At 54.0% G+C, this 19,324-nt stretch carries 14 protein-coding genes; 7 read left to right on the top strand and 7 right to left on the bottom strand.

All coding sequences use genetic code 11. The annotated features are described in order from the left end of the window. The 6 genes from RTK32_RS06170 to RTK32_RS06195 form a co-directional block, all read left to right on the top strand. Positions 1–336: gluconate 2-dehydrogenase subunit 3 family protein (locus RTK32_RS06170; RefSeq protein WP_312042601.1), on the top strand; the 336-nt coding region annotated here is incomplete at its 5' end. A 33-nt stretch (positions 337–369) separates the two neighbouring features. After that, on the top strand, positions 370–2,139 hold the full coding sequence (locus RTK32_RS06175; protein WP_312042602.1) for a GMC family oxidoreductase: 1,770 nt from the start codon (positions 370–372) through the stop codon (positions 2,137–2,139). A gap of 6 nt (positions 2,140–2,145) precedes the next feature. Beyond that, complete coding sequence (locus RTK32_RS06180; protein ID WP_312042603.1) at positions 2,146–3,399, top strand: cytochrome c; 1,254 nt, start codon at positions 2,146–2,148, stop codon at positions 3,397–3,399. 313 nt (positions 3,400–3,712) lie between these two features. After that, on the top strand, positions 3,713–8,809 hold the full coding sequence (locus RTK32_RS06185; RefSeq protein ID WP_312042604.1) for an AvrE-family type 3 secretion system effector: 5,097 nt from the start codon (positions 3,713–3,715) through the stop codon (positions 8,807–8,809). A gap of 11 nt (positions 8,810–8,820) precedes the next feature. Then, positions 8,821–9,225, top strand: a complete 405-nt coding sequence (locus RTK32_RS06190; RefSeq protein ID WP_312042605.1) for a type III secretion system chaperone — start codon at positions 8,821–8,823, stop codon at positions 9,223–9,225. Between the two features lie 187 nt (positions 9,226–9,412). Beyond that, complete coding sequence (locus RTK32_RS06195) at positions 9,413–9,847, top strand: RcnB family protein (RefSeq protein ID WP_312042606.1); 435 nt, start codon at positions 9,413–9,415, stop codon at positions 9,845–9,847. A 124-nt stretch (positions 9,848–9,971) separates the two neighbouring features. Here RTK32_RS06195 and RTK32_RS06200 read toward each other — a convergent pair whose 3' ends face one another. The 7 genes from RTK32_RS06200 to RTK32_RS06230 all read right to left on the bottom strand — a co-directional run bounded on the left by RTK32_RS06200 (position 9,972) and on the right by RTK32_RS06230 (position 17,891). After that, positions 9,972–11,222, bottom strand: a complete 1,251-nt coding sequence (locus RTK32_RS06200) for a hypothetical protein (RefSeq protein WP_312042607.1) — start codon at positions 11,220–11,222, stop codon at positions 9,972–9,974. Then, on the bottom strand, positions 11,222–13,636 hold the full coding sequence (locus RTK32_RS06205; protein WP_312042608.1) for a TcfC E-set like domain-containing protein: 2,415 nt from the start codon (positions 13,634–13,636) through the stop codon (positions 11,222–11,224). Before RTK32_RS06205 ends, RTK32_RS06200 begins: the two co-directional genes overlap by 1 nt. Before the next feature lie 58 nt (positions 13,637–13,694). Beyond that, positions 13,695–14,219, bottom strand: a complete 525-nt coding sequence (locus RTK32_RS06210) for a CS1 type fimbrial major subunit (protein WP_312042609.1) — start codon at positions 14,217–14,219, stop codon at positions 13,695–13,697. Positions 14,220–14,258: 39 nt separating this feature from the next. Further along, positions 14,259–15,020: a hypothetical protein gene (locus RTK32_RS06215; RefSeq protein ID WP_312042610.1), complete on the bottom strand. Its 762-nt coding sequence runs from the start codon at positions 15,018–15,020 to the stop codon at positions 14,259–14,261. A gap of 736 nt (positions 15,021–15,756) precedes the next feature. Beyond that, positions 15,757–16,143, bottom strand: a complete 387-nt coding sequence (locus tag RTK32_RS06220; RefSeq protein ID WP_312042611.1) for an RcnB family protein — start codon at positions 16,141–16,143, stop codon at positions 15,757–15,759. A gap of 189 nt (positions 16,144–16,332) precedes the next feature. Further along, complete coding sequence (locus RTK32_RS06225; RefSeq protein WP_312042612.1) at positions 16,333–17,469, bottom strand: iron-containing alcohol dehydrogenase; 1,137 nt, start codon at positions 17,467–17,469, stop codon at positions 16,333–16,335. Positions 17,470–17,510: 41 nt separating this feature from the next. Further along, positions 17,511–17,891, bottom strand: a complete 381-nt coding sequence (locus RTK32_RS06230; RefSeq protein ID WP_312042613.1) for a hypothetical protein — start codon at positions 17,889–17,891, stop codon at positions 17,511–17,513. A 454-nt stretch (positions 17,892–18,345) separates the two neighbouring features. Here RTK32_RS06230 and RTK32_RS06235 point away from each other — a divergent pair. After that, a partial coding sequence (locus tag RTK32_RS06235) for a TonB-dependent receptor plug domain-containing protein (protein ID WP_409451068.1) occupies positions 18,346–19,324 on the top strand: 979 nt, incomplete at its 3' end.

Here is a 19,324-nt window from a genome sequence, read left to right on the forward strand (position 1 = left end):
CTGGTCAACAGCTGGTGTCGGCAGCAGCATCAGAAAGCTTTCCACGAGCTGGAAACCGCCGACCGTGAAGCGGTTCTGACTCAGGTACAGAAAAACCAGATCGTTTTTGCCGACCTGGGTGAAAGCGCCCTAAAGGGATCGCAATTTTTCAGCGAATTACTCTCTAATACCAAGCATGGTTATCTTTCCGATCCCATGTATGGCGGCAATAAGGGAATGAAAGCCTGGATTGCTATCGGCTTCCCCGGCGCGCGCGCCAGCTATATGGAATGGGTGAAACAACACAACGTGCCGTATCCGCTGGGACCAATAAGCATTAAAGGCGAGCGAGCCTGAGTTTTTCTCTGATTACCCACTGGCAGGACTAAAATGGCAACAATAAATAAAGAAGAAGTCGACGTTGTAGTGGTCGGCCTGGGCTGGGCTGGCTCATTAATGAGCATTGAGTTGGCTATGGCCGGATTAAAAGTGCGCGCGCTGGAACGTGGCGGCGATCGGGGATATGAAGAGTTTGCCTATCCTAAACCGGCTGATGAATATGCGTATGCCGTGCGTAATAAAGTTATGGCAACCCCGGCAGAAGCGGCTGTAACCGTGCGATACAACATGAGCGAGACGGCGTTACCAACACGTAAATGGGGCGCTTTTGCCCCAGGTACGGGCGTGGGCGGCTCTGGCCTGCACTGGACGGCGGTGCTTATCCGTCCCACGCCTGTCGATCTGAAGCTCAAAACCTATGCGGATCAGGCTTATAAACCCGGGATCCTGCAGGAAGATATGCGCATCATGGACTTCCCGTTCACCTGGGACGAAATCGAGCCATATTACACCAAATTTGAACGTATCTGCGGCCAGTCAGGTAATACTGGCAACCTGCGTGGTCAGATTTTGGAAGGGGGCGATCCGTTTGAAGGACCGCGTTCAGAGCCTTATCCGCTTCCCCCACTGGAAGATACGCTTAATACCAGCATGTTTGCAAAAGCGGCGAAAAAACTCGGTTACCATCCGTTTCCAAACCCGTCCGCCTGCGTTTCTCGTGCCTGGACCAATCCTTACGGCAACCAGATCGCGCCCTGTAACTACTGCGGCTACTGCAGTAAGTACCCGTGCCTGAATTATTCGAAAGCTTCGCCGCAGACCGCCGTAATGGACGCGCTTAAGCGTATGGACAACTTCTCTTATGAAGTGCACGCCAACGTGATGAAAGTCGTACTGCACGACGATAAGAAAACGGCTAAGGGCGTAATTTATATTGATGCTCAGGGCAACGAATGCTTCCAGCCCGCGAAAATCGTGGTGTTGAGCAGCTTCCAGTTTTGTAACGTGCGTCTGATGCTGCTGTCCGGCATCGGCAAACCTTATAATCCTGTTACCGAAGAGGGTGTCGTTGGCCGCAACTATGCCTTCCTGAGCAACGGCGGCGCCACGCTGTTCTTTAAAGATAAAAACTTCAACCCGTTTGCCACCGCCGGTGCCACCGGCCAGATGATTAACGATATTTCACCCGGCAACTTTGATGGCCCGGGACTGGGCTTTATCGGCGGGGCAAAAATTCATAGCTCACAGGCTACCGGTACGCCAATCAGTACCGCGCTGCCAAAAGGCACGCCAGCATGGGGAACCGGCTGGAAAGAGGGGCTGGAAGAGTGGTACGGCCATTCGATGAAAATCAGCATCACTACCACCTGCCAGTCCTATCGCGATATCTATCTCGATCTGGATCCGAACTACAAGGATGAGTACGGCTATCCGCTGCTGCGTATGACCTTTGACTGGAAACAGAATGAGCTCAAGCTACAGCAATATTTGAAAGGCGTGGTCAGTAACATCACTAAAGAACTGAATCCGGACAGCTATAGCGAGAGCTTCCTGCCAATGGACGCGCATTTTGACCTGACCAAATACGTCTCGACGCATAACGTGGGCGGCGCGGTAATGGGCGATAATCCTGCTACCTCAGCGCTGAACAAATATCTGCAAAGCTGGGATGTTCATAACGTCTTCGTGCCGGGCGGCAATGCTTTCCCGCAAAACTTCCAGGCGAACCCGACCGATACCATCGGCGCGCTGACGCTGATGGCGGCACAGGCCATTAAAGATATCTATCTGAAAAACCCCGGTCCAATGGTACAGGCGTAAGCGACGATGAAGATTAAACATTTTTTACTCGCCAATGCCGTGCTGCTCAGCACAGGCGCTGCGCTGGCAGCCCCGGCAGATAACGGCGAGCTGATTAAGCAGGGAGAGTATCTCTCACGCCTGGGTGACTGTAGCGCCTGCCATTCGCTGCCCGGCAAACCGGCTTTTTCCGGTGGTCTGGCAATAGAGTCGAACCTGGGCACCATTTATTCGACCAATATCACGCCGGATAAAGAGCACGGGATCGGTAATTACAGCGAGCAGCAGTTCTCCGACGCGGTACGTAAAGGCGTATTGCCTGATGGCAAACGGCTTTATCCGGCGATGCCTTATCCTGATTATGCGAAAATCAGCGACAACGATATGCACGCGCTTTACACCTATTTTATGCAGGGCGTGAAGCCGAGCGCGGAGCAGCCGCCAGAAACCAGCCTGAGCTTTCCGTTCAGCCAGCGCTGGGGGATGCGTTTCTGGAACTGGGCGTTTGCTTCCGATAAAGCTTTCCGGCCGGTTGGCGGTGCTTCAGCCGAGGTGAATCGCGGCGCCTACATTGTCGAAAGTCTGGGCCACTGCGGCAGCTGCCATACGCCTCGCGGTATAGGCATGAATGAAAAGGCGTTCGACAGCGACGACAAGCGTTTTCTTTCCGGCGGCAGCCTGAACGACTGGGAAGTGCCTTCGCTGCGTGGCTTACCGCACTGGACGGAACAGGAAACCATTGATTATCTGGCGACGGGCCGCAACGATAAAGCTGCGGTAGGCGGCGAGATGACTTCCGTGGTGGAACACAGCACTTCTTATATGAGCGAGGCGGATCTGAAAGCCATCGCCGCCTATCTGAAGTTCCTGGGTGGCAATCCATCCCTCTCTGCCAGTGACGGCAAAGCGGCCAGCGCGACGGAAGCTAAGCTGACCGCGGCCAAAAACCTGACCAGCGGTGAGCGTCTCTATCTGGATAACTGCAGCGCCTGCCATTTTGTGACGGGCAAGGGCGCGCCAGGCGTCTTCCCACAGCTGGATCAGGCTACGCTCGTTAACGCGGGCGATCCAACGGGGCTGATCCATACCATTCTGGCCGGCGCGCAGCAGCCTTCCACGGCGAAAGCGCCTTCTACTCTGGCCATGCCGGGCTTCGCTGCTCGTCTGAACGATGAGGAAGTGGCGCAGCTGGCCACCTTTATCCGTCAGGGCTGGAGCAACAAAGCCGCGGCGGTGAAAGCTGACGACGTGAAGAAAGTACGTGAAACGCTGAAGCACTAAAGCCCGGTTGCGCGGGCACAACGGCATACCGACTTGAGCGGTCACAGGAGAGGCATCATGCCTCTCCTTTTTTGTGCCTTACGCGCAGACCGTTGTTCCCCTTACGCCTTCAGAACCAGTCCCTTCGGACAGGCAAGACTGCTTCATCGCGCCAGCTGTCTGTTTTTCCGCTTGATGAACGGGCCGCCAGCCAGCTATGCAATCATTTATCATCCGCGGTATGAATAAATGTGAATAATCGGTTACAGCCGGAACTCCGCTGCTTTTTCCGCTACTTAGCTCAGGTGTGAGTATTCTGTCTAAGGAGAACAGCGTGCTATCGGGAATCAGAACCGCCCTTGCAACAGGCTCAGGCAGCGCACAGCGCGTAACTTCATCGCAAACCAGTCAGGGAACAACCCGCCAGCAGGATGCCTCGCCCAGCCAGCGCGGCGGCGGAACGCTACCGGGGGGCGCCCAGCCGGTCACCACAGGTTTACAACAGGGCAGTGCGGCGCGGGCGACCGGTAAGGGGCGATTTCATGCCTTCAGCCACCTGCCGTTATTTAAAAAACAGCCCGCTCGCCCGGCCATACCCACGCCGGAAAGCCACGAGCTGCAGTCGCTAAACCGGCTCGACGTGGCTATTCCGACGCTGGTCGAAGGCGAGCTGGAACAGGAGATTATGGCCACGCTGTCCGATCGGCAGGCGCATCAGGCGCAAGAGAAGGGGTCGTTGGGCGTGCAGCTGACCGAAAAGCGGCAGGCCGCCATCGCTGCACCAGCAGGCCGTGATGCCCAGCGCGCGCTGTTAAAACAAACCCTCGGCCATCCCAAAATGCACTACCAGAGCGTAGCAGCCAATAAAAATAGCCAGCAGCATGCGTTATTGAGCGACCAGGGAAAGCTGCTGTCGCTGCATTCGTCGCGGGATGCCTTAATCGGCGTGGCCCACAGCAAACCGACCTGGGCAAGGGAAGAGACGCCGGGCAGCACTTTTCCTCGACGGAAAGCAGCAGAAGTGGTTGACCATCAGCTGGCATTCAGCGAGGACGGCGGTAGCGTGCAGATTCGCCGCAGCGATGCGCCCGGAGGACGGGCAGCCGAGGTAAAGCTGCCGGATGCTGCCGTGCTCAGCCAGCTTACCGGTGTACATCACCAGGCGACGCCCGACGGCAGCCGCGCATTTCGCCTCAGCGACAACAAGCTTTACCAACTGGCCTCGCACGAAGAGGGATGGCAGAAAGTCGACCATTTTGGCGACGACAAAGAGCAGTCGAAGCTGTCTCGTCAGAGTGATAACTCGCTTTATCTGGTACACGACGATCGCCATTTGCATCATTTACAGACGCAAACGCAGAGCGCGCGCTTTACGGATAAAATCAGCGGAGCCTCCGTGGCGGCGGATGGTCAGGCGCTCGTGTTGCTCACCGATGAAGAGAGCAAGCAGCAAAGCATTAAGCTGCTGCCGCGTATCGACAGCCCGGAAGCTGAACACCGTGCGCTCCAGCCGATCCCCGGCAAAACCACACTGGCAGCGATAGCGCAAACCGACAACCTGGTGATCGCTGCCGACTACCAGGGGCGTTTGCTGGTGGCGAAGCGGCCCGGCGAGGCAAACGAGCTTAATTTTGGCGATGCGCAAAGCCTGAATTTGCGCGATACGCTGCATCAGCAAATCGCAGACGTTATTGGCGACCGCTTCCATGTACAGAGCCTGCTGTGCGGCGAAAGCGGCCAGCTGCATGCCGTGGTCAAAGACAGCATGGACAGACAGCACGCGATTGCGCTTAATCCTACGCCGGAGAATCCGCAGCCAGCTTCTGGCTGGAACCTCAGCGACAGTCTGGTCATGGATTATCAGAAAGGCCTGCCAAAGCCCACGCCAGCCCGAACCGACATTGTCTCTATTGGCGCAAACGGCAAGCTGGCGTTGCATGATGGCAAAGTACAGTTTTTTAACGAGATGACCAGCACCTGGGAAGCGACGGAAGTTAAAGCGGATCGGCTGAGTGCCGGACAGGATGGTCAGGCCTGGGCGTTGAAAGATAACCAGCTGAAAAGGCTGAAAGTTAACGTTGCCAGCAACAAAATTAATTTCCAGAACAATACGTTTGCGCTGCACCAGGTGAAAAAAAGCGTGAGTGAAGAGTTGGCGATGCCCGGCCTGGATAAAACACAGAAAACCGTCGCGGCCAGCGCGCTGGATGACGGCCGTTTCGTCACGCTGGAAGAGCAGGGAAATATCCATTTTCATCACGTTGACACGGAAAGCCGCCGTCACAAGCAGCTGCCGCAGACGCTTTCACGTCCGGCGTTAAGCCAGGCGATGAATCAGGCCAGCGCGGCCCTGATCCGTCTCCCTGGCGAGCCGCTTGAGCATCAGGTTAAGGATATGGTGCTCGGCCCGGAAAGCCGCCTGTTTATTTTAAGTGATAAGGGCAAGGTCTTCAGCCTGCCAGCCGGAAGTTGGCAGCATGGAAAAGTGGCCGGGATGCAGGCAGAGCGGCTGCCTGCACCGTTGAAAGATGAATTTGGTGAGTCCGCCACCGCGCTGCCGGTTAAACTTTTCGGTAACCAGAAAGGCTCGCTGCTGGTGGAGATGGACAATAAGCAGGTGCTGTCGCGAAACGAACACGGCTGGCATCCGGTGTCAGCGGATATTTCCGCCGGTGCTCACGAAGTGGAAAATCATGCCGACAGGCATTTCGAGCGACTTAGCGCCGCGACGCGCGACGCTAAACTGGGCAAAACAGGCCTTACCTATAAGCGCGAAGTCAACACATTCGGGCAATCCGGTCACGATGGACATAAAGTCCATACGCCTTTCCGCACGCGGCTCAGCACCTTTGTGTTTCGGCCCACGCTGGAGACACCACGCCCGCTGAAAAACTTTGGCCACCTTGTACAGCATGCTCATGGCGGCCGTCAGGGATTAACGGCGATCTATCAGCAGCAGTCGCAGCAGATGGCCACGCTGACGCAACACCTTAAACGTCAGCCGACGGGCAGACCAGAAGAGCCGCTCAGCCTGAAGCTGAAAACGCTGGCCGTGCGGGAAGAACTGCCCGGCTGGTTCAAGGAAATGCAGGACTTCAATCAGGTGCTGGCGGACAGCGCCGCGCACCAGGCCGGACTGCTGCAGCAGCACTATGGCGGACAGAGCCGCGCGGGCAGGCAGCTTGATAAACTGACCGGCAGCCTGAATCCGGCCAGCAGCCAGGAAGACGATCTGCTGAACAAGCTGCAACAGCTTTATGCCCTGCATCCCAGCGGCAAAGGCAATCACGCGCAGCTTGCTCTGGCAGCGATGGGTGAGGCTGACGTCACTCTTTCCCATCAAAAGCCCACCGACGCGATACCGGCTGGGATGAACCGCGACAAGCATGATCCGATGGGGCTGACGAAATCCCGCCTGATCCTCGACGGCCTGACCAACGTCAAAATGCACGATTTAGCAAAGCGCCTCACTCATGCGCTGGATTTACCGGGCGAAACTCGCGAAAAAGCGTTACAGGCGTTGGGCCGGGAGTTCCGCGAGCTTCGTGATGAAGAGTGGGAAAACAATCCGCTTAAGCAGGTGACTGGCCAGGGATTTACCGGAAACGACAGGCTGGAAGCCAACTATGACGCCATCAAATCCATGACCAAGGCATTTACAAAATCCAACCACGCGATGAACGTCACCACCCGCACCGTTATGCAGGCTGAGGATCAACAGCTGCTTGCCCGCAGGCTGGAAGGCACGGTACTGGACATGGAAAAGGGCGAAAGCCTCTCTTTTAGCCGGGCTTATGGTGCGGCAACGACCATCAGCACGCTGCCCGGTTCGCAGGTCATTGCGGGCGTGGGCGGCAGAGGCAGTCTGGATCGCGGCTACAGCATGAGCCTGACGCGGGGCGAGGGCGGCGTAACGGTCAGCTTTGGGCGTGACGGCGGCGGGGCATTAACCGCCTTTACCGGTCTGGGCTACAACCTGCTGACTGGCTACATGAAAGATCCGGCGCACGATGTCGAAGTTGACCATCAGCGTAATCTGTCCCCCGCCGTTCGGTTGGGTGGCGTTGTCTCTGCCACGCCGTTGGATGTCAAAAAGCAAAACAGCGTTAGCTTCGATATTACCGAGGCGGAACTGCCCGCCTTTATCGAGGGATTGACGCAGGGCACGCTTGACCCTCTGACGCTGCTTAATCGAGGCATTAATCACAGCGTAAAGCATGGCGACGTGCTGAACGTCAGCCTGGATGCCAATGCCGCCGCGCTGGCTTCGGCAGGCGTACCGTTGACCAATAAGCATGAAAAGGAGACACCAGCCAGTTTTCGCGTAGGCGGCGGCGCTTATGCAGGCGTCAACGTGCTTTCCGGCACGCGCGAAAGAGGCGAAACCACGAAAGAGAGCAGCAGCACCGTAAGCCGTAGTAACAACCGTCCACGCGGCCTGAACAAAGCCAGCGTGGGCGTTAACTTTGCTCTGCCAACCGGCGTGCTGATTAAGGGAGAAGCGGGACGGACGCCGCTGTTCGCCGGGCCGGCCGCCAGCGTGCAGCTCTCTATTGATAACCGCACAAAGCAGAGCCTGACGATAGAAACCAAAACGGCCCGGCCGCTGGCAGCGGTACATCTCGACAAGCTGGCGGAAACGCTGGGGAAAAAATTCAGCGATCCGGCCACGGCGGCCGTTATCGCCTCGTTAAAAGATAAAGAGGATGAAACACCGCTGACGCCGCGACAGAAACTGGACAAACTGGACGCCCATTTTTCACCGCGAAATCTTCGCGAGAAAAATAACGAACAGCAGGCCGCGCTACGCGATCTTGATAAGCATCTGCGTCAGCAAAGCGCGGCGGAGCAGGGGCTGAAACTGTTACAGGGGGGCGAATACCAGACAACTTACGCAAACCTGAGCAAGGTGGACAGCAACGGGCTGTGGCACCAGCTCTCGCACCTGCTCGATGGCAGTCTTAACGCCAGCAACGCCAACAAGATGCGCGAGCTGATGAAAGACGATCACCAGCTGCAAACCCTGATTGCGGCGCTACAGGACAATGTCAGCACCGAGGCGACCGTCACGCTGGAGCTAAAAGACGAGGTGCGGGAAAGCCTCGAGAAGCGCTGGCTGGATCGAGGCAACAGCCCGGAGGAGATGCGCGCCGAGTTAACCAACCGCGACAATCTGCGGCTTAAGTCTGTCGCCTTCACGAAATCCCAGGTTAAAACTGACGGCTTCGCCACCCCCGCTTTTCTGCTGGGCGGCTCTAACAGCGCCTCGGTTTCTATGAAGCGTAATTTAGGCAAAATCAGCTTCAGCTATGGCGAAGATCAGGACAAACCGGTCAATTACGCGCTGGAAGGGCACATCGCTAAGGCCACCACTGAACTGGCCGACGCGCTGCGTCAGGGACAGGATCAACACTTTGTACTCAAAAGCTAACGGAGGTGCGCATGAACGCAACAGAGCAGCTTAACCATTTTTTGGCCTGGTATGGTCGCCGCCTTAATCTCAGCCTGTGCCTGAAAAACGGCGTCTGCGCACTGATGCGCAACCGGCAAGAGATAGCCATTATTGAACTGCCGCCGGAAAGCAACTGCGTCATTTTCCACCGTCGACTGGAAAGCCTGAAGAGGGCTTCTGAAAGCCATCTGCGCACGGTGCTGGCACTGAACTTTGAGATGGATGCGATGCGCGGCTGCTGGCTGGCGATGGACAGCGACGACAGTCTGCGGCTTTGCAGCCAGCAGCTGCTGGCCTCGCTGGACGCGGCAGGCTTTAGCGAAGCGCTGAATGCTTTTATCGTGCAGGCGGACGAGGTGGCCGAATTTTTGGCCGAAAGCCAGCGCGCCGCCTGACTTAACGCAAATTATTTGGCGCGGCCGATCCACATTTTATGCACAGTGTTAAGAAAGGGTCAGGAAGAGGTAAAATACGGTAATAACAGGCTTTTTAGGATGGTGAGAGGTATTTTTAAGGCCGGGGTTCGACGATAGTATCCCTCAACGGTGCGACAAAAGCCGTGAGCAAATTGAGGATATCACCATGAAAAAAACGACCCTGGCGCTGTTGATTACCGTATTTTCAGCAGGCTCGCTGTTCTCAACCGTTACGCAGGCTGAAGGCCCTCCGGGACAAGAGTGGCATCATCAGGGCGATCGTGAAGGACGCGGCGGGCCGGGCGATCGTGAAGGCCGTGGCGATCATGACCATGGCCCACGTGGTCACGAAGGGCACGCTCCCCATCGCCATTTTGAAGAGCGCGACCGTTTCGCCTGGCAGGGGCATGAATTTCATCGCGGCCAGCCGCTGCCGCCTCGTTTCCGGGGCGATGATTATCGCGTAAACGACTGGCACGCTCGCGGCCTGCATGAGCCTCCACGTGGCGAACGCTGGGCCTGTATTGACGGCAACTATGTGCTGATTGCCGCTGCGACAGGCGTCATTACCTCCATTTTGTTGAACAACGCCTTCCATTAATTGCCGCTCTGCCGATATCTTGGGATATCGGCATTCCACGTCTGCTGTAGCGGAAGCCTTATTTCAGGGCATTTTATGTCGGGCGGGCTTTCTCCTGACCGATAAATCGCGTTGCCGGGGACGATCAGTAAATTTGCGGATCGAAGATGACCGTCATCGTGCCCTTATAGTTATCAGGCCGCGTTTTCAGCATGTTTTCCACATCCTTTTGCGCAATGACAAAATCGATGCTGCCTTTTCTGTCCTGGCCAAACTGCGTGGTATTAAACACATTCTGCACAGTATCTTTGCCCACCCGAATCTTTTTCTGTATCACTGTTGAGCCAGTATGTTGATCGACGATAGTGGTCGGCAGCGTCAGCAGCGCCTGTACCGGCACCTGCTTCGCGGAATGTTCGCTTTGTAGCGCGCAATCCTGGCCAATCTGCTGGTCACACTGCAAAAACACCGTAAAAGCGCCGGAACTGGAAAGGGTAAAATGGCTCCGTCCGGTAAGCTGTGGCGCAATGCGCGTGACCGTTGAGCGCTCCCAGTTAGCTTTGCCTTCTTCTTCCGTACAAACTCTGCCAGACGCACAGGGCTGTAGCGTGACCTGGCGATCTTCCGGGCTGGTGGTTAATTTCAATTCATGGTTAACGGACAGGGTAAAATTAATAGTCAGATTGGTGTCACTGGCCTGATAATTATTACCAAAATCAAAATCGCCGCCGGGGCCAACGCTTAACGATAATACCCCGGTATAGGTGCCACTCCCCATTATCAGCGGATTAGGGGTAATTAAATTATAACCTATACTAAGCCCATCAAAAGCGGTTGGCTCCGTTCTGTCTATAGCGCTTGTTGCATAACATGCAACATCCTCAGCGGGGACGTTCCACACAAATGAAAAAATAGTTCGACCCCCTGCGGGATTTGCCCTTCTTGAGCAAGAGGAAGAAGAAGAAGGAGACCCGAGGGTTCCATCATCTGTATCCCACGCTTTCTGCCCCTGGTCATTTGGAAAATGCGCTATCGCAGAAAAATTTGTGATAGTAAAAGTGACTGGATGCTTCTCTCCAGAATTTATATCAGTAACCATAACTTCACGTTTTTTTCCCGGCAAACCGAAAAAAACGCCCTCATGTGGGTCGTTATGAGCTGTAATAGGTTTACTTATTGTCGTCGTAATCGGCAATCCGATACTAAACGTATTTGCAGGACAGTATTGCGGCCACTTTCCACAAAACCCACTCTGCGGCGTGGTATTAGTGAAAGTATTATTTTCGGGATCACTCATTGATGGCGAAAAACTGGCGGTAATGTCCATGGTTGACGCATTCGGCGCCGCACTGCTCAATAGCAGCAGCATGGCCGCCATGCGTAATAAACTGACCATTATTTATCTCCTGCCGTACGGCAATGAATGGCGTCAATAAACCGCACGCGCTGAGTTGCATCCTGAACCGGCGGGATTGCGCAGCTTAAGGTCGCCTGATGATTTTCGGCCTGCACCGTCAGCTTGCCATTGTGCGTACTCATATCCAGCGTCAGTACGCCTTCGGCATTGATAACCCCGTTTGCAACATCACTCGTCACGGCGCGGTTTTTCAGCATCGTGCCGCTTTCATCCTGCAGCATCGCCACCAGCGTGACCGTTTTTACTGCCTTTACTCTGATGTACTGCACGCTGCCGCGATTCATTTGCAGATTCTGACGTTCCGGAACGATTTGCACGCTGCTGCCGCCTTTCGCGCTGAACTGCAGGGTATCTTTCTTCCAGCTTTCGGCTGACACAATATTTCTTCCGGGCTGCAGCGTGGTTTCCGCCATTTTGCCTGAAGCGACGATACCGATATTTTTATCCTCTGATTCCACATCCACGATAACGGCTGAAGAAAGGCTGCGGTTATTGCTGCCGTTTGTAGAGGCCAAATGCCCGCCGCCGAAAAGCAGTACCTGACTAAGGTTAATACCGGCGGTATTATTACCGTCGCGGATACTGTGCTGCGCATAGAAATCACTGCTGAGATAACGAGTATCTACCGCACCGTTCCCGCTCAGGACGGTATTGCTGGCGCTGTGCGAGACGCCTGTTCCCAGCCAGCGGATACTGTTGTTTTGTTCCGCCTGCCACTGATAATTCATGCTGGAATAACTTTCGCTTTCGTTCATCCCCAGCTCAGCAGAAACGAGATGGCGTTGCGAAGGGGCCAGAGAAAAGCTGATGCCAAGCGTCACGCCTCGATCCCGACTGTCGTTGTTAAAGCCGGGTCGCTCGTAGGCGCTTACTCGTATATTAACGTCACGCTCGATCAGCTTCAGGCGCGTATTCACTGCGGCATCGGCACCCACCCCTTTTCGCCAGGCGGTATCCATATACTGCCCGTTAAGAATTAAGAAAGAGGACCAGGGAAGCCGTAGCGAAAGGGAGGTTCCCCAGGTATCGCCAGACTGGCGGGAGGTTGTGCGGTGACCGTAAATATCGGTGGTGGTCGAACGCCAGAAAACATTGCCGCTGCTGCCCGGCAAAATTTGACGGAAATAGCGGATATCCGCGCTCCGGTTCGCGCGGTAATCGTCATTACCGAAGCTATATTCAGCAAATAACGTATCTTTTGGCGAAAGCGTGATGTTTGCCCGGGTTCTGAGCTGGTGTTCTTTTTCCGTCGCCTGGCCGCTGAGGCCAAGCACGGCGCGTGGATGAGCCAGCACGTCCAGACTGCCGCCGACAGCAAAAGGCATGTCTTGCTGATAGCGCGCCGTGCCGGAACCGACCAGCCTGCGCTGCCCGCTCCACAGGTTCATACGCCAGCGGCGCTCGGGATCGCTCCAGCCCTGCGGCTTATAGATCTGTGCGGTTTGCGTATCTACCGTCTGCCCGTTTTCAATAATACGAACGGTGATATCGTAGATGCCGCCGGGCAGGCGGCGCGTATCCAGTGGCTGTACACCAGCCTGAAGCTGCTGAGTGTGAATAAGTCTGCCATCGCGATACACTTCGGCAATCGACTGATTGCGGCCCGTAATGTAAACCGGCCAGGCGCTGACGCTATCGCTGTTTTCCCGTAAGGCATCAGATGTTCCCCACATCGCACCGACTACGGAATCAAAACCGAAGCCCGTGGACTGGACGTTGCCCTGGTCCGCATCCGGAGAAAACAGCCCAAAACGCATAAAGCTGCCCGCCAGCTCTTTCTGGGTGTAGAGGTCGTATAAATTAGTGTTGTTATAGCTGTAGCGGCCATTATTGCCGGATGACTGAAAAGAAGCTTTTTGCGTCCAGCCAGCCAGCGAGGAAGTTATGGCGGAATTAATTCCCCAGCTTTGCGTGGAAGAGGAGGTGCTGGTGGCTGAAAAATCATTATACATAATGAAACCGCCGGGCAAATTATTCGGCAGTTCGATAAAAGCGCCCTTTGTCTGCTCCGTCTCATATTTCGCGGTATAAATTTTCAGGACAGAGCTGTCCAGGCGATATTGCGCAGCCATTAAGCCGAAAGGACAACGAGTTGAACACTTGCCGGTGGTAATGCCTTTCCGTAGTACAGAAACCCAGCGTTCCTGAACTTCCTGATTGAATTCGGAGGCATTGTCGATAATGCGATTAAGCTGAACATCGCCATTCTCTTTAAGCAGCATGGCGGCATCGAAAAGCGGGCGGTCATTAAGATCAACCCTGACTATAACTTCAGCATTATAAAAATAGTTTTTGAAATCATCAGGCAGCCCCCTCATGCTGGCGGCCAGCGTCATATCAGCGGCCGGGGCCATTGCTGGCAGCATTGCTAACCATAATAAGGAATGTTTCATTATTAAAATACCGCCGTTTGCGACGGCGGTTTCTCCGGTCAAATGGATAGCGGGAGGATCAGGAGTTTGGTGGCGTAATAATAGGTTCAAAAACCATGGCCACCTGGCCGGTAAATAAACCTGTAGCCGTCAGGGCCGCACTGCTTTCCTGGGCAATGCGCAGCGTGGCACGACCGCCGTCTTTCGCAGCCGCCGCTGTCACTACGGCCTGTGGGGTATTATTTAAGGCGACGTCATTAAACGTTACGGCCAGCGGAATGGTGGTCGCGCCGTTTGAGAGCAGCGCCTTGCCGGTAGAATCGGTATTGGTCAGCGTGGCCTGAATTCCGCCAGACGTGTTTTTGAACTGAAAGCTTTTTTGTAAAGGCTGAATACGTTTGGTGATGATATCGTAGTTCATGTCCTGGACCTGATTAATCCAGCCGCTTTCAACGGGCAGTACGTAGAAATTTTCAGCAGGGATATTTGCCTGCAGGTCAATGCTATAATTTTGCGCTTCGGCAGCCTGCAAAGAAGCAGACCCCAGAGAAGCTATTGATAGCACGGCAACGGCCAGCGTTTTTTTGATAACGGTATTTTCCATGCAAATTTCTCCTTTATAAAAAATCACATCAGGTCAATGTCAATAGGTTATGGTTTTCTTACTTTCCCCTTCAATAAGGGTATAATTTATTTTATAGTCGGCTTTCTTCGTTATCGTATAACTGCGACCGGGTAATAAAAACTCCCTGGAGGTAGCGCTACAGTCAGTATTACCTGATTTGCAATAACGTATTTCATCAAGTGAAACCGTGGCATTGCCTTTATTGATAACAGTAATATCCCCCTGTTTATTTTCCTCTGTCTCTGTATTGAAATAAGGCGTATCTGGCTGGGCTATCAATATACTTCCGTAGCCGGTTAATACGTTTACACCCGCATGCAGCGCCTCTTTTTTGTATTTATCAACGGATTTCTCATCCAGGCCAAAGCCATCGTTTACCGTCGGCATAACCGGCGTAAAGCGCAGGCGAAAATAGCGCTCGTGGCTACGTTCACCTGGCCATAAAAGGCGTACAGACTGAAATCCATTCGGGGGAATAATCAGCCGTAGCGGCGTCACGATCAGACGATCCTTTTCCAACCTGTTACCCTGGTTTTCTTTTTGTGGCGATTCCTGATTACTCTTTTTTGCAGCGGGATCGATTTCAAGAATATCTACGCGAACAAATGCAGTAGAGTCACCTGAATTATAAATTCTTTTCGTCATGCTCTGTGTGCCGGATGTTAATACATCATACATACTGCCAATCCCTATTGAAGGTGAGGCAGAGACTGCCAGTACGGTAAATAACGTCATAAAACTGGCTATTTTAGCCAGTGACGGGGGCGGTAAATTTATCATTTTTCAATCTCAATAGATGAATGCAACACTTTCTCTTTAAATCTTTCAAAATAGATTTCGGCTGACATCCTTTTCTGCCAGGTAAAATAGTCTATTTTTGGGGGATGATGAATTTGATAAAAACGATCAAGTTGGATTTATTGATAGGTATTGGCTATTAATGTTGGCTTATTGATCGGTTTCATTTTTGGGGTATAAAAAATAAACTCTTCTATATCAGTTGGTTGTGGTTTTTTTTATATAAAAAAATCATTCGTGGTAATTTTTTTCATTTTTATTATTACATAACATCATTATCTTTAACGGTGTCTGTTTAGGTCATGTTTAGTTTCGCGGGTTTGAATTCAAATTCAGACGGGTTTTTATTTTATCAAAAAGAGTCATTCTGTTAACTTCCTTCTGTGTTTGCTGCAGATTAATTTGTGAAATGTTGAATTGTTTTCCCTTAGAGGACGGTGTCGCAGATTATTCGCAAGCCGGCAATGCCGATTGCGGCATTTTTAAATGATTTATGCCGCAATTAATATGCAAACTAATCATTAAATACCCGTTATTTCTTGTTTCGGATGTAATGCTGGGCATCGCGAGACTGCTTTTTTAATTTTTAAGGATTTATCAATATCGTGATTTTTAATTTACTCTCTTCTTTATTACTTACCGGAAGCGCAAAAAAAGCTGTCCCACCGGGGACAGCCATGCTGCCACTTTATCGTCCTGAAAAGCGAAAATGATGCCGTTAGTGATGTGTAATCACTGACGTAATCACGCCCGTTGCGACAGCAATCAGCACGTAGTGGCCGTCAATGTTTTGCCAGCGATGGCCTGCCGGTGGCGCTTTCAGACCTCGGTTGTGCCAGTCGTTCACCTGATAACCTTCGCCACGATATTTTTCCGGTAGCGGACGCCCCTTACGAAATTCCTGATGCGGCCCCTGAGGGTGCTCGTCCGGGTGGGGCTGGTGCTGAGGCGCGCGATGCTGGTCTGGCTGCGGGATACCGTGCTGTGGGTTGCCGTGCTGCTGCGCATGCTTAACCGGTGGCGGGCCATCTGGCCCCTCGGCAAAGGTGCTCAGGCTGGTGGCAAACAACAGTGCGGAGAGAGCAATAACGCCTGACTTTTTCATGTTCATTTCCTTGCAGAACCGAAGTTTTCTGGTCAATGGCGCTAATCTGGAGGACAGGCAGAGGCTTAACAATCCCACCAGTCTTAAGAAGCAGGGGTTTAACGTATAATTTACGCTTTACCGGCAGAAAGCTAACGCGCTTTACCGCATCCGCTGGGCGCGGGCGGCAAAACGTGAACCGACAATCGGTCAGGCAATATGGAATGCCTGCTCTAACATAAAGCGCAGCTGCGCCTGATTGTAATCAATCAGTGCGTTTTTACTGTTAGCACGGGCCAGGATCCAGTCTGCCTCCGCTGCGGTGAGCGGGGGAGGATCTAACCAGAAAGGCGTGATGGCTTTATCCTGTAGCCATGAGGCAAGCATACGCGCAGGCGGCAGCGTAAAACCAGGAAAAAGCGCGACGGCCAGTTCATCCATCAGCTTTTGCTGCCGGGCATCTTCGCTGTCGTTCAGCAGCTGCAGGAAGGGCAGCAGCAGACGTCCACACACTTCACCGTGATGATAATCTTTGATCGCTCCCAGCTCGCCTGCGATACCGTGGATCACGCCCAGCCCGGCCATACTCAGGCTCAGGCCGCCCTGCCAGGACGCGATAAGCATCTGTTCGCGGGCCAACTCTCCCTGCTCGCCAGGATCGTTCAGATAAGGCCATGCGCCAACAAAAGCACGCAGGCCGCTCAGGGCCGCATGACGGCTGAACAGATTGCCTTTGGCGGAAAGATAAGCTTCAAAAAGATGGGTGAAAGCATCAATAGCGCAGCAGGCCAGCACGCGATCTGGCGCACCACGCAGCAGATCGGGATCGAGTATCGCTATCGGCGGGACAAAACTGGCGTGACGTAAAGAGGCTTTAACCTTGCTACCCGTTTTATCGGTGACTACGGCATTTTGCGTCGCTTCGCTGCCAGTCCCGGCCGTAGTCGGCACGGCAATCACGGGCAGAGTGGCACCGCTTATTGGCGTATCGCCCACCTTTTCCAGATAGCGCAGGGTAGTTAAGGGATGCTGGCTCACGGCGGCGAAGGCTTTAGCCGCATCCAGCACGCTGCCGCCGCCGATAGCCACCACTCGGGCAGCCCGATCTCGCCAGCGCGCCACCCAGTCGTCGATTTCTTCAGGTGAGGCCTCATGGCGTACCACTTCAATTCCGAGCAGCAGCGGCTCCACCTCAGCCTTTATTTTTTGCCAGGCTTCCCCTTGTAAAAACGAGTTTGCGCAGAACAGCAGCGTCGGCTGCACATCCATGCTCAGCAGCGGCACCAGCTTGTTCAGGCTGCCGCGGCCAAAAAAGGTTTGTCGATTTGCTATCTCACTGACGATCATTTCAGGTCCTTGGTACTCAAAATAAGACGCGTTTTGCGTCTTCAAAGGGCACGCGCCGGACAGCTGAAAGTGATCATTCTGTCCTGCTGCGAGTTAATCACGCTAAAGCGAGTATCGGAAAGCCGCTGTGCCAGCCAGCCCTCTTTAGTCACGGCAGAAGGAATATATTGCTGCGGGTCGCTGGAGTAAAGCTCACCGCTCTCAAGCTTCAGCTTGTCCATACTGACGTGGAAAGAGGTAAAGCGATCGATAATTTTACCTTCGGTATTGCCCAGCGACTGGCCGCTCAGCGTATTGACTTTGCCTTCACAAACCATGCCGCTGTTGCCGGACGAGCAGGCAGACAGCAGGAGCGGGGCCGCAATCAGCAGCGCTATCGTACAGAGATGAACGGAGAGTTTCAGTGGGTCCGGCCAGCGCATGGTATTCCCTTAAAAACGGATAATGGCCTAAGTATAGTCTCCGCTTCGCCTCCTTCGCGCAAAAGCGTAAAACCGGATAAAAAGAGGGGGAAAGCCGCGTCGTGCGCGCTTGTAACAAACGTATTATCATTTTGTGGCTTATGGCTGAATCAGTTCAGCCAAATCGTTAACAACGGTTCGCAAACAGTTTATTGAATGCTACAATCCTCACGTTTTTGATACTTTCATCTTATTCTGAGCCGGTGCGCAGCCGTCTGCGCGGAGCCAGGCCGCGACTCCCCCGTTTGGCAGGGGAGGGCGGGCAAGTTTTGAAACAGCTTGTATACTTTTTCTGCGCTGGCCGCTTGTCGGGCCAGCCGAAAAGTTTTATCGGGCGTCAGGCTGCATGCATTCTGGCAACAAATTGATCAACTGAACCCATTCTAATCCTGTGAACAGAAAATCTGCTCTTTTAATGACGCCGCTGGTGCTGCTCCAGCCCGCGACCAGCCATGCACAACCTGCCAGCGCGCAGAAGAACACGGTCTCCCAGCCGGAGAGCTCGCTGATGGTTATCAAACAGCGCAGCGGATTGTCTGAACTGGATACGCCAGCAGCCGTCAGCGTGGTCAGTGGTCAGCAATTGCGCAGTAATACGCCACAGGTCAATCTGTCAGAAACGCTGGGCAACGTGCCCGGTCTGCAGGTTCAAAATCGACAGAACTACGCTCAGGATCTTCAGCTTTCCATTCGCGGTTTTGGGAGTCGTTCCATGTACGGCGTGCGCGGCGTGCGGGTTTACGTTGATGGCATTCCCTCAACCATGCCGGACGGGCAGGGCCAGACCTCCAATATTGATATCAATTCAGTTGATAAAGTCGACGTTCTGCGCGGGCCTTACTCCGCTCTTTACGGCAATGCTTCCGGCGGCGTGGTGAATATTGACAGTGAAACCGGCAGCCAGCCAACAATGTTAACCGCAGGGACTTATTACGGCAGCTACGGCAGCTGGCGCAACAGCGTTAAGGCGAGCGGCGCAACCGGCGACGGCACGCACGCGGGCGACGTCAACTATATGATTTCCGGGTCGCGTTTTACCACGCATGGTTTCCGTGACCAGAGCGGGACGCAGAAAAGCCTGGGCAACGGCAAAATCGGCGTGCGGATTGATGATGTCAGCACGCTGACGCTGATGTTCAACAGCGTTTCGGTGGATGCCAACGATCCGGGCGGCCTGACCCGCGACGAGTGGAAAGCCAATCCTCGCCAGTCACCGCGCGGCGAGGCATTTAATACCCGTAAGAGCCTCGACCAGACGCAGCTGGGCCTGCGCTATCAGCGCGAAATGAGCGATAACGATCGGTTGACGCTCACCACCTGGCACGGCGAGCGCCACACCACGCAATATCAGTCTATCCCGGTCGGCGTGCAGAAGAATCCGGCTTATCCGGGCG

Source organism: Erwinia sp., assembly GCF_031978025.1.
Taxonomy (GTDB): Bacteria; Pseudomonadota; Gammaproteobacteria; order Enterobacterales; family Enterobacteriaceae; genus Erwinia.

Bases quoted from the DNA above. Each gene is read 5' to 3' on its own strand.
- RTK32_RS06175 (WP_312042602.1), top strand. From the start codon at position 370: ATGGCAACAATAAATAAAGAAGAAGTCGACGTTGTAGTGGTCGGCCTG.
- RTK32_RS06180 (WP_312042603.1), top strand. From the start codon at position 2,146: ATGAAGATTAAACATTTTTTACTCGCCAATGCCGTGCTGCTCAGCACA.
- RTK32_RS06190 (WP_312042605.1), top strand. From the start codon at position 8,821: ATGAACGCAACAGAGCAGCTTAACCATTTTTTGGCCTGGTATGGTCGC.
- RTK32_RS06195 (WP_312042606.1), top strand. From the start codon at position 9,413: ATGAAAAAAACGACCCTGGCGCTGTTGATTACCGTATTTTCAGCAGGC.
- RTK32_RS06200 (WP_312042607.1), bottom strand. From the start codon at position 11,222: ATGGTCAGTTTATTACGCATGGCGGCCATGCTGCTGCTATTGAGCAGT.
- RTK32_RS06205 (WP_312042608.1), bottom strand. From the start codon at position 13,636: ATGAAACATTCCTTATTATGGTTAGCAATGCTGCCAGCAATGGCCCCG.
- RTK32_RS06210 (WP_312042609.1), bottom strand. From the start codon at position 14,219: ATGGAAAATACCGTTATCAAAAAAACGCTGGCCGTTGCCGTGCTATCA.
- RTK32_RS06215 (WP_312042610.1), bottom strand. From the start codon at position 15,020: ATGATAAATTTACCGCCCCCGTCACTGGCTAAAATAGCCAGTTTTATG.
- RTK32_RS06220 (WP_312042611.1), bottom strand. From the start codon at position 16,143: ATGAAAAAGTCAGGCGTTATTGCTCTCTCCGCACTGTTGTTTGCCACC.
- RTK32_RS06225 (WP_312042612.1), bottom strand. From the start codon at position 17,469: ATGATCGTCAGTGAGATAGCAAATCGACAAACCTTTTTTGGCCGCGGC.
- RTK32_RS06230 (WP_312042613.1), bottom strand. From the start codon at position 17,891: ATGCGCTGGCCGGACCCACTGAAACTCTCCGTTCATCTCTGTACGATA.